Below are 13258 nucleotides of genomic sequence, written 5' to 3'. Positions count from 1 at the left end.
CGAGGGGCCGTCAGCCCGCCCGGACCACCGGGTTGCGCATGACGCCGATGCCGTCCACGCCGTATTCGATCACGTCGCCCGGCCACATCCATTCCTGTGGATCGCGCCCCGCGCCCACGCCCTCGGGCGTGCCCGTGGCGATCACGTCGCCCGGCTCCAGCGTGATGCCCGCCGACAGGTCGGCGATCAGATGCGGGATCTTGAAATACATGTCGCGGGTGTTGGAGCGCTGCTTCTCCTCGCCGTTCTTGGCAAGCCAGAGGTCGAGGTCGTGCGGATCCGGGATCTCGTCGGCGGTGACGATGCAGGGCCCCATCGGCGCGTAGCTGTCCATGCCCTTGGAGACGATCCACTGTCCGGCGCGGCGGTTGTCGCGGGCCGAGACGTCGCACATCACCGTGTAGCCGAAGACGCGGCTCATGGCGTCGGCCTCCGCGACCCGCTGCGCCCGCGTGCCGATGACGACCGCGAGTTCCACCTCCCAGTCGAGCTGCTGCGTGAGCGACGCGTCGTGCAGGATCGGATCGCCCGGGCCGACGATGGCGGTGGGCGGCTTCGAGAAGATGACCGGTTTCTCGGGCATGTCGGCTGCGGTGTCGAGGCCGCGCGCGCTTTCGGCGATGTGCTCGGCGTAGTTGAGGCCGATGCCGAAGATGTTCTTCCGCGTGCGCGGGATCGGCGCCATCACCGTGACGTTGGCCAGGGGCTGCGCGGCGCCCAGCGGCATGTCGTCCCCGATGTCGTCCAGCAGCGCGGCGGTCTGCGCCACGGCCTGCGGCCCGAGATCGATGAAGTCGAGCATCGCGTCGGGCAGCGGTTCGCCCGTGGCGTCGCCCAGCAGCGCCAGGTCGACCACCTGATCGCCCAGCAGGGCGCCGAGCCGGCCGGCATCCGCGGGATGCCGGCGGAAGGTGATGAGTTTCATGGTATGTCCCCCGTTCAGGCCGTCGCGGTCACGTCCTGGTGGCCGCCGTTCTCGGGATAGGCCTGTTCGCGGTAGAACTTCAACGCCTCCATGACCGGGAAGTCGTTGAAGGAGAAGAGGCAGGCGTCGTCGGCCTCGTCGAGGTTGCAGTGCTCGTGCCAGGTCCAGGGCGGGACGCAGAAGATGTCGCGCTCTTCCCAGTCGTAGCGCACGCCGCCGATCACCGAGTAGCCGCGCCCCTTGGCGACCTGGTAGATCACGTTGCCGGTGTGCCGGTGCGCCCTGGTGTGCTCGGCCGGGCGCAGCATCTGCATCGAGGCGCCCATCGTGGCCATCGGGTGCCCGCCGGTCTGCGGATTCACGAAGCGCATGTAGATGCCGTCGAACGGGTCGCCGTCGGTCACCTTCGCGTAGGCCTGAAGCCCCTCGTAGGTCTGGTCCCAGCCGTATTTCATCAGCGGAGAGTAGAAGGCGCCCCATTTCTCCTTCGCGGGCAGAAGACCCGGCGCGCCCCAGGTCGCGGGGCTCGCGTCGAAGGGCAGGTTGGAGTTCTGCCAGTCCTCGGGGTGCACCGCGTAGAAATTGGCCTCGAGCGCGTTGGTGAGCGGGATGTCGAGCCCGTCCTGCCACATCGAGGTCTCGCCATCCTCCAGCACGCCGTGCTCGTGCCAGGTACCGTTGGGCGTGATGACGAAATCCCGCGCGTTCAGCGTGAGGCGGTGCCCGTCCACCACCGTGTAGGCGCCCGCGCCCTCCATGATGAAGCGCAGCGCCGAGGCCGCGTGGTTGTGCGCCGGCGCGGCCTCTCCGGGGCGCATCACCTGGATGCCGGAGAAGAGCCAGCCGCAGCAGGCCGAGACGTCCTTGCGCTTCGGGTTGCGCAGGAACACCACGCGGCGTCCCGCATCCTCGGGCTTCACGAGATCGAGGGCGGCCAGCACCTTCTCGCGCAGATCGCGGCTCCGCCAGATCGTCGGCGCCGATTTGGGCGTGGGCTCCCAGGGCTCGATGTCGTTGGCCACGGTCCAGAGCGCGCCGGTCTCGCAGGCGGCGAGCTCGTCGTAATAGGCGCGGAGCGCCTCGTCGTCCTTCACACGCGCGCGGCCCAGAATGTCGTCGCGCTGATCCTTGGCGTTCATGGGGCGTCTCCTTCGGTGACGATCGGCCCGGCGGGCGCGGTTCCGGCGGCCTGCCCCTCGCCCGGCGTGGACGGGTCGCGCGGCGAGACGGCGGCATGGGGCGTGCGGTTCACCTCGAGCCGGAAGATGTCGAAGCGGTTGTAGTGCCCGGTGATGTCGTGCATTTGCCGCGGCTGGATGCAGCGGGCGAGATCGATTTCGGCGGTGACGATCCCCTCCTCGTCCACGAGCCCGGGCACCACCTCGCGCCCGTCGGGCCCGATGATGCCCGACCAGGCCGAGGACTTGCGCTCGAGGAGCGCGCGGGCATCGGGGCGCACCCCTTCCATCGCCGCGATGATCTCCTCGGAGATGGTGGAGGTGGCGACGACGGTGAAGACCTTCCCCTCGAAGCTGTGGGACTGGCCGCGCAGCCGGATCGCCTCGGCCATGTCGTAGTCGGGCGGCGCGACGGGCAGCGAGATGTAGGAGGCCGCGTGCACCAGCTCTCCCTGCGCGAGCAGCGTGAACCGGGCAAGCGTGTTGGTGTTCTCGCCGCAGGCGAGCCCGCCCAGGGGGCCGATTTCCGTGTCGTAGACCCGGAGCGACGCGCCGTCCCCGCCCGTCCAGGTGAGCTTCTCGGCCCAGGTGGGCACGAGCTTGCGGTGCCGGCCCAGCATCGTCCCGTCCGGCCCGAGGAAGACGAGCGTGTTATAGAGCGCGCCGAGCGAGACCGGGCTCCGCTCGTTCACCCCGATCACCACGTAGACGCCGTGCTCGGCCGCCGCGGCGGCCACGGTCTCGATCTCGGGGCCGGGCAGGAAGACCGAGGCGCGCACCAGCTTCTCGAACCAGGCGCTGCCGGTCACCGGGTCGGTGATCCAGTTCCAGTAGGGATAGCCGGGCACGAAGACCTCGGGGAAGACCACGAGCCTCGCGCCTTTCGCCGCCGCCTCTCCGATCAGCCGCGCCGCCTTCTCGGCGGTGGCCGCGGCGTCGAGATAGACCGGCGCAGCCTGCACGGCGGCGGCGGTGAACACCGGAAACTCCCTCAGCATGGCGCGCGATCCTCCCCACTCAACGCTATCAGCCTGCCGCACCCTGTCAATCGAGCCGCGTGGCGGTTGCCTTCCGCCCGCGTGCTGGCATCATCGGGTCAGCCGCGAAGGAGCCCGCCCATGTCCCGCCCCGATCTCGCCTCTCTCGTCGCCCAGGGCGCGGGCCGCGCGCCCGCCGATCTCGTGCTGAAGGGGGGCCGTGTGCTCGACCTCGTGACGGGGGAGCTGCTCGACGGCGACGTGGCGATCGCGGGCGACACCGTCGTCGGCACCTGCGAAAGCTACGACGGCCGGGAGGAGGTGGACGTCTCGGGCCTCGTCCTCGTGCCGGGCTTCATCGACACGCACCTTCATGTCGAAAGCTCGATGGTCACGCCCTTCGAGTTCGAGCGCTGCGTGGCGCCGCGGGGGATCACCACGGCGATCTGCGACCCGCACGAGATCGCCAACGTCGCGGGGCTCGCGGGGCTGCGCTATTTCCTCGACGCGGCCGAGCGGATGGTCATGGACCTGCGCGTGAACCTGTCGTCCTGCGTGCCCTCGACCGCGATGGAGACGGCGGGCGCGCGGCTGGAAGCGGCGGACCTCGCGCCGCTCATGGACCATCCGAAGGTGATCGGGCTGGCGGAGATGATGAACTATCCCGGCGTCGTGCATGGCGAGCCGGACGTGCTAGCCAAGCTGGAGCTCTTCCGGGGCCGGCACATCGACGGGCATGCGCCGCTTCTCTCCGGGCGCGAGCTCAACGCCTATCTGGCGGCCGGCATCCGCACCGAGCACGAGGCGACGAGCGCAGAGGAGGCGCGGGAGAAGCTGCAGAAGGGCATGCGCGTCCTGATCCGGGAGGGTTCCGTCTCGAAGGATCTCGCGGCGCTGATGCCGCTTCTGACCGAGCGCACCGCGCCCTACCTCGCCTTCTGCACCGATGACCGGAACCCGCTCGACATCGCCGAGGAGGGCCATCTCGACCACATGATCCGCACGGCGATCGCGGCGGGCTGCCCGCCTCTCGCGGTCTATCGCGCCGCCTCGTTCTCGGCGGCGGAGGCGTTCGGGCTGAAGGACCGGGGCCAGATCGCGCCGGGCAAGCGGGCGGATATCGTGGCGCTGGAGTCGCTCGAGGACTGCCGCGCCGTCCGTGTCTGGTGCGGGGGCGTCGAGGCGACGGAAGCCGCCTTCGCCACGCGGGAGACGGTGCCGCCCGTGGCGACCCGCAGCGTGAACGCGCCGCGCGTCGGCCCCGAAAGCTTCCGCTGCGCGGGCAACCGGGCCGAGACGCCCGTGATCGGAATCCTGCCGGGCAAGATCATCACCGCGCATCTGACCGAGGAGATCGCGCCCGAGGACGGCGACAAGCGCCCCGATCCCGCGCGCGATCTCGCCCGCGTGGCGGTGGTGGAGCGGCACGGGCGGAACGGCAACATCGCCACCGGCTTCGTGCGGGGCTTCGGCATCCGGGAGGGCGCCATCGCCGCCACCGTGGCGCATGACCATCACAACATCGTCGCCGTCGGCGCGGATTATGCCGACATGGCCGTGGCGGTGAACCGTCTGTCCGGGATCGGCGGCGGCTTCGTCGTGGCCCGGGCGGGCGCGGTGACGGCAGAGCTGCCGCTGGCGATGGCCGGGCTGATGAGCCTCGCGCCCTTCGAGGAGGTGCATGCGCGGCTCAGGGAGCTGCGCGCGGCCGCGAAGGCGCTGGGCGTGACGCTGGCCGAACCCTTCCTGCAACTCGCCTTCGTGGCGCTTCCGGTGATCCCGCATCTGAAGATCACCGATCACGGCATGGTGGACGTGGACCGCTTCGAGGTGATCAGCGCAGGGTGACCGGCACGTCGCGCGTGCCGATGACCTCTCCCGCGCGGCGGAACTCCACGACCCCGCGATAATCGCCGGGTGCCCAGCCGCCCGGGGGGCTGCGCCGGCCCGCGGCGCGGAAGAATTGCGCCTGCGGCTTGTCGAGGCGGCTCACGTCCTCGACGACGATGCCGTCCGGCCCCTCGATGCGGAGCGCGAGCTCGTCGCCCGTCCGGCCGCCGAAGGCATAGCCGAACAGCACCATCGGAGCGTCGGGCAAAAGTGCCTCGCGCGCCGCGCCCGCCTTGACCGCCGCATAGTCCGGCACGCCGGTGGCGAAGCCCGCGTCGAGCAGCGCGCCCGGCACGTAGGCGGGCGGATCCGTCCAGAGCATCGCGTCGGACGCAGGCGGGGCGCCGCAGGAGAGTTCGCCATCCGGGTCGAACGGGTCCACGACCTGTCCCTCCGCATCGCGGACCGAGATATGCACATGCGGGAACTGGGTCCGGCCGCTGAGGCCGACCTGGCCCAGCACGTCGCCGCGCGCCACCTTGTCGCCGGTGCGCACGCTGATCGACCCGCGGCGCAGATGGCAGTACTGCGTTTCCCAGCCGTTCTCGTGGCGGATCGCGACGCCGTTGCCGCAATCCCGCCCGTCGAGCGTGGTCTCCATCCGCGCCTCGAAGACGATGTCGGCCATCCCGTCGCGCGTGCCGCGCACCACACCCGGTGCGGCGGCGATCACGTCCACGCCCTCTGCCATCTGGGCATGCGTGGCCAGCGCGAAATCCGTTCCCTTGTGACCGTCATAGCTGAGACCCTGACAGGTGTAATCCTGCGCGCCGGGGCCCGGGTCGCGGTCCACGTATTGCTGGATGAAGCAGGTTCGACCTTCCGGGCAGACGAGGGGCGGCCCGAGATCGAGCGCCCCCGCCGCGGTTGCGGCGGGGGCGAGAAGGCAGGCGAGCGCGAGCGCCCGTGTCACTCCGCGGTCAGGAGGGGCGGCTTGTTGCCGGAAAGCCGCGGCTTGCCCGACCCCTGGATCTGCAGGTCGATCTTGCCGTCCTTGATGGCGACGCGGACGACACCGCCCTTGGCGAGCTTGCCGAAGAGCAACTCCTCCGCGAGCGGCTTCTTGATGTGCTCCTGGATCACGCGGCCAAGCGGGCGCGCGCCCATCTTGTCGTCGTAACCCCTCTCGGCGAGCCATTCCGCGGCCGGTTTCGTCAGCTCTATGGCGACGTTGCGATCCATGAGCTGCGCCTCGAGTTGCAGCACGAACTTCTCGACCACTTGGAGGATGACTTCCTTGGGCAGCGGCTGGAAGCTGATGACCGCGTCGAGCCGGTTGCGGAACTCGGGCGTGAACGTGCGCTCGATGGCGGCGGTATCCTCGCCCTCGCGGCGTTCCCGGCCGAAGCCGACGGCCGCCTTGGCCTGTTCCGTGGCGCCCGCGTTCGAGGTCATGATCAGGATCACGTTGCGGAAATCCACCGAGCGGCCGTTATGGTCGGTCAGCGTGCCGTGGTCCATCACCTGCAGCAGGATGTTGAACACGTCCGGGTGCGCCTTCTCGATCTCGTCGAGCAGGAGCACGCAGTGCGGGTGCTGGTCCACCCCGTCGGTGAGCAGCCCGCCCTGGTCGAAGCCGACATAGCCCGGAGGTGCGCCGATCAGGCGGCTGACGGCGTGCTTTTCCATGTATTCCGACATGTCGAAGCGCAGAAGCTCCACGCCGAGCGTGTCGGCGAGCTGCTTGGCGACCTCCGTCTTGCCGACGCCGGTCGGGCCGGCGAAGAGGTAGTTGCCGATGGGCTTGTCGGGCTCGCGCAGACCGGCACGGGCAAGCTTGATCGCCGACGACAGCGCCACGATCGCCTGGTCCTGGCCGAACACGACGCGCTGCAGCGTGCCCTCGAGATCCTTGAGCACCTCGGCGTCGTCCTTCGACACGCTCTTGGGCGGGATGCGGGCGATCTTGGCGACCACCGCCTCGATCTCCTTGGCGCCGATGGTCTTGCGACGCTTCGACTCCGCCACGAGGTGCTGCGCCGCGCCGGCCTCGTCGATCACGTCGATCGCCTTGTCGGGCAGCTTGCGGTCGGTGATGTAGCGCGCGCTGAGTTCGACCGCCGACTTGATAGCGTCGGCCGTGTACTTCACCGCGTGGTGATCCTCGAAATAGGGCTTGAGGCCCTTGAGGATCTTCACGGTGTCATCGACCGTGGGCTCGGTCACGTCGATCTTCTGGAACCGGCGGCTGAGCGCGCGATCCTTCTCGAAGTGCTGGCGGAACTCCTTGTAGGTGGTGGAGCCCATGGTGCGCAGCCGCCCGCCCTGAAGTGCGGGCTTCAGGAGGTTGGAGGCGTCCATCGCCCCGCCGGAGGTCGCGCCGGCGCCGATCACGGTGTGGATCTCGTCGATGAAGAGCACCGCATCGGGGTGGTCCTCCAGCTCCTGCACGACGGCTTTCAGCCGCTCCTCGAAATCGCCGCGGTAGCGGGTACCGGCCAGAAGTGCGCCCATGTCCAGCGCGTAGATCGTGGTGTTGCGCAGCACCTCGGGCGTCTCGCCGCGGATGATCTTGAGCGCGAGGCCCTCGGCGATGGCGGTTTTGCCGACGCCCGGATCGCCCACGAGAAGCGGGTTGTTCTTGCGGCGGCGGCACAGCACCTGGATGCAGCGCTCCACCTCGGTGTCGCGGCCGATCAGGGGATCGACGTCGCCGCGCCGCGATTTCTCGTTGAGGTCGACGCAATACTTTCCGAGCGCGGATTCCTTCTGGTCGGCCTGCTCGGACGCCTGCGCCTGCTCTTCCTCGGCCTCGGTCGCGCCGGTCACCGGGCGGCTTTCACCGTAGGCCGGGTTCTTGGCCACGCCATGGGCGATGAAATTCACCGCGTCGTAGCGGGTCATGTCCTGCTCCTGCAGGAAGTAGGCGGCGTTCGACTCGCGCTCAGCGAAGATCGCGACGAGCACGTTGGCGCCCGTCACCTCGGTGCGGCCCGAGCTCTGGACGTGGATGGCCGCGCGCTGGATCACGCGCTGGAAGGCGGCGGTCGGCACCGCTTCAGACCCTTCCACGTCGGTGACGAGGTTCGAAAGGTCGTCGTCGATGAAGTCCACGAGCGTTCCGCGGAGGTCTTCGGTATCGACGTTGCAGGCTTTCAGCACCTTGGCGGCGTCGGGCTCGTCGATGAGCGCGAGCAGCAGGTGCTCGAGCGTGGCGAACTCGTGCGAGCGCGAGTTGGCCAGCGCCAGCGCGGAGTGGATTGCCTGTTCCAGCGTGGTCGAGAATGACGGCACGGGCGTGCTCCTCTGGTCTTGGCCGACGGAGGTGTGTCTCCGACGATGGGCTCTGCTGGTTAAAGTTTGGTCGATCACCGACCGGCTTCAAGCATTTTCTTGGAAGCGCGCTTCACAATCGGCTTCACTGCGTCGTGTTGTCCCGCCGCGAGGCTCAGAATTCGTCCTTCCGGCGCCGCAGTTCCGCGAACACGTCCGCGTCGGAGGCATCGGGCATGCCGATGGTTTCGCGGATGTCCGGGCTTGCGGCACGCAGAAAGGGATTCGTTGCGAGTTCCAGCCCCAGTCTGGAAGGGACGGTCGGTCGGCCGTCTGCGCGGGCCTTTTCCGTCTCTTCCATCCGGGAAATAAGGTCGGCGTTGCCCGGTTCAACGGACAGCGCGAATTTTCCGTTGGCGAGGGTGTATTCGTGGCCGGAGCAGATCATTGTTTCCGGCGGCAGCGCGGCGAGCTTGGACAGGCTGGCCCACATCTGGTCCATCGTGCCCTCGAAGACGCGCCCGCAGCCGAGCGCCATGAGGCTGTCGGCGGTGAAGGCGATGCCGCTTTCGGGAAAGTGCACCGCTATGTGGCCGGTGGTGTGGCCCGGCACCTCGATGACCCTTCCGCGCTCGGCGCCGATCTCGATCTCGTCCCCCTCGGCGAGCTGCATGTCGAGCGCGGGAAGCCGGTGCACGTCGTCCGCTGGGCCGGCCACCTTTGCATGATGGGCGTCCATGATGTCGGCGAGGCCCTGCACGTGATCCCCGTGGTGGTGCGTCAGGATCACCAGGTCGGCGCGCCAGCCACGCTCTTCCAGTGCCGACAGGATCGGCCCGGCCTCGGGCGCATCCACGACGGCGGTCGCGCCGGTCTCGGGGTCGTGAGCGAGAAAGGCGTAGTTGTCGGTCAGGCAGGGAACGGTGACGATCTCGAGGGGCATGGTGTTTCGTCTCTCGGTTGCTATGCTCGTCCCAGCCTTGCCGATTTGCCCCATAGGTCGCAATGCATCTGGACGTGCAGGACCTGCGAAACTTCTATTACCGCAGCGCCCTCGGGCGCGCGGCGCAACGGGCGATCCGTGACCACCTGCGGACGCTGTGGCCGGAGGCGAAGGGGCGCACCGTGGCGGGCTTCGGCTTCGCGGTTCCCCTGCTCCGCCCCTACCTGAGCGAGGCGCGGCGCGTGGTCGCTCTCATGCCGGCGCCGCAGGGGGTCATGGCCTGGCCGTCAGGGCTGCCGAACGTCGCCGTCCTGAGCGAAGAGACGCTCTGGCCGATCGAGACGGGGCACGTGGACCGGCTCGTGGTGCTTCACGGGCTGGAGACGTCGGAGCGGCCCTCGGAGCTTCTGCGCGAATGTCACCGCGTGCTGGGGCCGGGCGGGCGCGCCATGTTCATCGTGCCGAACCGCGCCGGTCTGTGGTCGCGCAGCGACGACACGCCGTTCGGATACGGCCGACCCTACACGATGTCCCAGCTGGAGACGCAGTTGCGGGCGCACGACTTCGTGACCGAACGGCATGCCGCGGCGCTCTTCCAGCCGCCGAGCAGCCGCCGCTTCTGGATGAAGACCGGCGCCATGTGGGAACGGATGGGCCGGAGCCTGTCGTCCGGCCTCGCCGGCGGGGTCCTGATGGTCGAGGTGTCCAAGCGCGTCTCGGCGCCGGCGGGGCCGGGCGCGAAGGAGCAGGCGCGAAAGCCGCTCGGGGTGCTCGCCCCGTCGCCGGAGGCAAAGCCCGCCTGACGGGCGCGTGCGGGGACGTGGCGCGAGACCGGCCGCGATTGCCGCGGTGCGGGAATCATCGCTTCGCAGGCGCAGCGAGCCCGGGCCGCGGCGGCCCCGGGGCGCGGCCGGCCGGGCCCGATCGGGCCCGCTTGCACAGGGACTTCGCGGCGCCATGCAAAAGGCGGCTTAGGTTGTTGCCCAGTCACAAAGCCTCTGCTACACCCACGCCGATTTTGCTGCCAGCGCCCGCCGGGCGCCTCAACGTCCCCGGGCGCGGTTTCGTGCGACCATGGGCCGGGGCTTGACATCGGAAGGGTGGACGTGTCCGAAACAGCATCGATTTCCTCTGGCATCGCCGCGCGCTACGCCACCGCCATCTTCGAGATCGCCCTCGAGGCCGACTCTCTCGACGCGCTCGAGGCGGGGGCGGATGCGCTGGGCGAGGCGCTGGCGGACAGCCCCGAGCTTCGGGATCTCATTTCCTCGCCGATCTATGGCCGGGAAGCGCAGGAGCGTGCGATTGCCGCGGTCGCGGCGAAGATGGAGCTGATGCCCGCGCTCGCCAACGCGCTGGGCCTGATGGCGCAGAAGCGTCGCCTCTTCGTGCTGCCGCAGCTCGTCACGCAACTGCGCGAGCGCATCGCCCGCCACAAGGGCGAGGTGACGGCCGACGTGATCAGCGCGAAGGCGCTGACGAAGGCGCAGTCGCAGAAACTCGGCGAGACGCTCAAGGCGCGCTTCGGCAAGGACGTTAAGATCAATGCGACCGTCGATGAGGATCTCATCGGCGGTCTTGTCGTCAAGGTTGGCTCGAAGATGATCGACACCTCGATCCGCTCGCGCCTCAACTCTCTCCAGAATGCAATGAAAGAGGTCGGATAGATGGGTATCCAAGCAGCCGAGATTTCTGCGATCCTGAAGGAGCAGATCAAGAACTTCGGCGAAGAGGCCGAGGTTGCCGAGGTCGGCCGCGTCCTTTCCGTCGGTGACGGGATCGCCCGGGTCCACGGCCTCGACAACATCCAAGCCGGCGAGATGGTGGAGTTCGACGGCGGCATCCGCGGCATGGCGCTCAACCTCGAGGTCGACAATGTCGGCATCGTGATCTTCGGCTCGGACCGCGAGATCGGCGAGGGCGACACGGTCAAACGCACGAAGTCCATCGTGGACGTGCCGGTGGGCGACGCGCTTCTGGGCCGGGTCGTCGACGGCCTCGGCAACCCGCTCGACGGCAAGGGCCCGATCGAGGCGACCGAGCGCCGCGTCGCGGACGTGAAGGCGCCGGGCATCATCCCGCGCAAGTCGGTGCACGAGCCGATGGCGACCGGCCTCAAGGCGATCGACGCGATGATCCCGATCGGCCGCGGCCAGCGCGAGCTCATCATCGGCGACCGGCAGACCGGCAAGACCGCCGTGGCGCTCGACACCATGCTCAACCAGAAAAGCTACAACGACGCGGCGGGCGACGACGAGTCGAAGAAGCTCTACTGCGTCTACGTCGCGATCGGCCAGAAGCGCTCGACCGTCGCGCAGCTCGTGAAGAAGCTCGAGGAGAGCGGCGCGATGGAATATTCCATCGTGGTCGCCGCCACCGCCTCCGACCCGGCGCCGATGCAGTATCTCGCGCCCTACTCGGCCACCGCAATGGCGGAATACTACCGCGACAACGGCCGCCACGCGCTCTGCGTCTACGACGACCTGTCGAAGCAGGCCGTGGCCTACCGCCAGATGTCGCTTCTGCTTCGCCGCCCGCCGGGCCGTGAGGCCTATCCGGGCGACGTGTTCTACCTGCACTCCCGCCTGCTGGAGCGGTCGGCGAAGATGAACGAGGACAACGGCGCGGGCTCTCTCACCGCGCTGCCCATCATCGAGACGCAGGCGGGCGACGTGTCGGCCTTCATCCCGACCAACGTGATCTCGATCACCGATGGCCAGATCTTCCTCGAGACGGAGCTCTTCTACCAGGGTGTCCGCCCGGCCGTTAACACCGGCCTGTCGGTCAGCCGCGTGGGCTCTGCGGCGCAGACCGCGGCGATGAAGTCGGTCGCGGGTTCGCTGAAGCTGGAACTCGCGCAGTATCGCGAGATGGCGGCCTTCGCGCAGTTCGGCTCGGACCTCGACGCCTCGACGCAGCGGCTGCTGAACCGCGGCGCGCGCCTGACCGAGCTTCTCAAGCAGCCGGAATTCTCGCCGCTGACCAACGCCGAGATCGTCTGTGTCGTTTTCGCCGGCACCAAGGGCTACCTCGACGACCTCAAGGTGGCGGACGTTCGCCGCTTCGAGGAGGGACTGCTCAAGCACCTGCGCGGCAAGCACAAGGACACGCTCGACTGGATCACGAACGAGGACCCGAAGATCAAGGGCGACGCGGAGGACCGGCTGAAGTCGGTGATCGACGAGTACGCCAAGGACTTCAGCTGACCTGATCCACGGGACGAAGGACAAGGCGCATGCCAAGCCTAAAGGACCTCAAGAACCGGATCGAGTCGGTCAAGTCGACCCGGAAGATCACCAACGCCATGCAGATGGTCGCGGCGGCGAAGCTTCGCCGCGCCCAGGATGCGGCCGAACAGTCGCGCCCCTACGCCGAGCGGTTCGCCGCCGTGATGGGGCAGCTCGCCGCCTCGGTGGGCGACACCGCGAACGCCCCCAAGCTGCTGGCCGGGACCGGGTCGGACCAGACGCATCTGCTGGTCGTGATGACGGCGGAGCGCGGCCTTTGCGGCGCGTTCAACGCCAACATCGCCAAGCTGGCCCGGCGACACGCGGAAAAGCTTGCGGCGGACGGCAAGACGGTGAAGATCCTCACCGTGGGCAAGAAGGGCCGCGACGTGCTGAGGCGCGAATGGGCGGACCAGTTCATCGATCACGTCGATCTGTCGGAGGTGAAGCGCGTGGGCTACGGCGACGCGCAGGCGATCGCCCGGAACGTTCTCGAGCGTTTCGACGCCGGCGAATTCGACGTGGCCACGATCTACTACGCCCGCTTCATCAACGTGGTCAGCCAGGAACCCACCGCGGAGCAGGTCATCCCGGCCGATTTCGACGCCCCCGAGGAGGACGCCGCGGCGAGTACGCTTTACGATTACGAGCCGGGCGAGGAAGAACTCCTGGCGGATCTGCTGCCCAAGGGCGTGGCGACGCAGATTTTCGCCGCGCTGCTGGAGAACGGCGCCTCGGAGCAGGGCGCCCGGATGACGGCGATGGACAACGCGACGCGCAACGCGGGCGAGATGATCGACAAGCTGACCATCCAGTACAACCGCACCCGACAGGCCGTTATCACCAACGAGCTGATCGAGATCATTTCGGGCGCCGAGGCGCTCTAACGGAACCGGAGACACCGA

At 68.6% G+C, this 13258-nt stretch carries 11 protein-coding genes; 5 read left to right on the top strand and 6 right to left on the bottom strand.

Features of this window, described 5'->3' with window-relative positions:
• Positions 1–10 precede the first annotated feature (10 nt).
• Genes AB6A69_RS10110 through AB6A69_RS10100 form a run of 3 tightly spaced genes read right to left on the bottom strand, consistent with a single transcriptional unit; the run spans position 11 to position 3101 of the window.
• The gene (locus AB6A69_RS10110) at positions 11–925 is read right to left on the bottom strand and encodes a fumarylacetoacetate hydrolase family protein (protein ID WP_371039114.1); all 915 of its coding nucleotides are present in this window, start codon (positions 923–925) and stop codon (positions 11–13) included.
• A gap of 14 nt (positions 926–939) precedes the next feature.
• A complete protein-coding gene (locus tag AB6A69_RS10105; RefSeq protein ID WP_371060654.1) occupies positions 940–2064 on the bottom strand; it encodes a cupin domain-containing protein in 1125 nt (374 codons plus the stop codon).
• Positions 2061–3101 carry a carbon-nitrogen hydrolase family protein gene (locus tag AB6A69_RS10100; protein ID WP_371060653.1) on the bottom strand — a complete coding sequence of 347 codons (1041 nt, stop codon included), beginning with the start codon at positions 3099–3101 and terminating at the stop codon, positions 2061–2063. The genes AB6A69_RS10105 and AB6A69_RS10100 overlap by 4 nt, the downstream gene beginning before the upstream one ends.
• A gap of 120 nt (positions 3102–3221) precedes the next feature.
• On the opposite strand from AB6A69_RS10100, the gene ade reads away from it, so the two are divergent.
• A complete protein-coding gene (gene ade / locus AB6A69_RS10095) occupies positions 3222–4928 on the top strand; it encodes an adenine deaminase (protein WP_371060652.1) in 1707 nt (568 codons plus the stop codon).
• On the opposite strand, the gene AB6A69_RS10090 is transcribed toward ade, so the two are convergent.
• The 3 genes from AB6A69_RS10090 to gloB all read right to left on the bottom strand — a co-directional run bounded on the left by AB6A69_RS10090 (position 4915) and on the right by gloB (position 9126).
• Positions 4915–5883 (bottom strand): M23 family metallopeptidase, encoded by a 969-nt coding sequence (locus AB6A69_RS10090; RefSeq protein ID WP_371060651.1) that lies wholly within the window; start codon positions 5881–5883, stop codon positions 4915–4917. The genes ade and AB6A69_RS10090 overlap by 14 nt on opposite strands.
• Positions 5880–8204 carry an ATP-dependent Clp protease ATP-binding subunit ClpA gene (gene clpA / locus AB6A69_RS10085; RefSeq protein ID WP_371056198.1) on the bottom strand — a complete coding sequence of 775 codons (2325 nt, stop codon included), beginning with the start codon at positions 8202–8204 and terminating at the stop codon, positions 5880–5882. The genes AB6A69_RS10090 and clpA overlap by 4 nt, the downstream gene beginning before the upstream one ends.
• Before the next feature lie 154 nt (positions 8205–8358).
• Complete coding sequence (gene gloB, locus AB6A69_RS10080; protein WP_371060650.1) at positions 8359–9126, bottom strand: hydroxyacylglutathione hydrolase; 768 nt, start codon at positions 9124–9126, stop codon at positions 8359–8361.
• 62 nt (positions 9127–9188) lie between these two features.
• On the opposite strand from gloB, the gene AB6A69_RS10075 reads away from it, so the two are divergent.
• The 4 genes from AB6A69_RS10075 (at position 9189) to AB6A69_RS10060 (ending at position 13240) form a co-directional block, all read left to right on the top strand.
• Positions 9189–9929 carry a class I SAM-dependent methyltransferase gene (locus tag AB6A69_RS10075; RefSeq protein WP_371060649.1) on the top strand — a complete coding sequence of 247 codons (741 nt, stop codon included), beginning with the start codon at positions 9189–9191 and terminating at the stop codon, positions 9927–9929.
• Positions 9930–10226: 297 nt separating this feature from the next.
• Entirely contained in the window at positions 10227–10793 is a 567-nt protein-coding gene (locus AB6A69_RS10070) for a F0F1 ATP synthase subunit delta (RefSeq protein WP_371060648.1), read from the top strand.
• Positions 10794–12332: a F0F1 ATP synthase subunit alpha gene (gene atpA, locus AB6A69_RS10065; protein WP_371060647.1), complete on the top strand. Its 1539-nt coding sequence runs from the start codon at positions 10794–10796 to the stop codon at positions 12330–12332.
• 29 nt (positions 12333–12361) lie between these two features.
• Positions 12362–13240, top strand: a complete 879-nt coding sequence (locus AB6A69_RS10060; protein WP_371039104.1) for a F0F1 ATP synthase subunit gamma — start codon at positions 12362–12364, stop codon at positions 13238–13240.
• Positions 13241–13258: the final 18 nt, after the last annotated feature.

Origin of the sequence: Rhodosalinus sp. 5P4 (assembly GCF_041365695.1) — a bacterium.
Lineage (GTDB): Bacteria > Pseudomonadota > Alphaproteobacteria > Rhodobacterales > Rhodobacteraceae > Rhodosalinus.
Note: the sequence above shows the minus strand (reverse complement) of the source record. Positions and strands in the feature narration are given on the sequence as shown.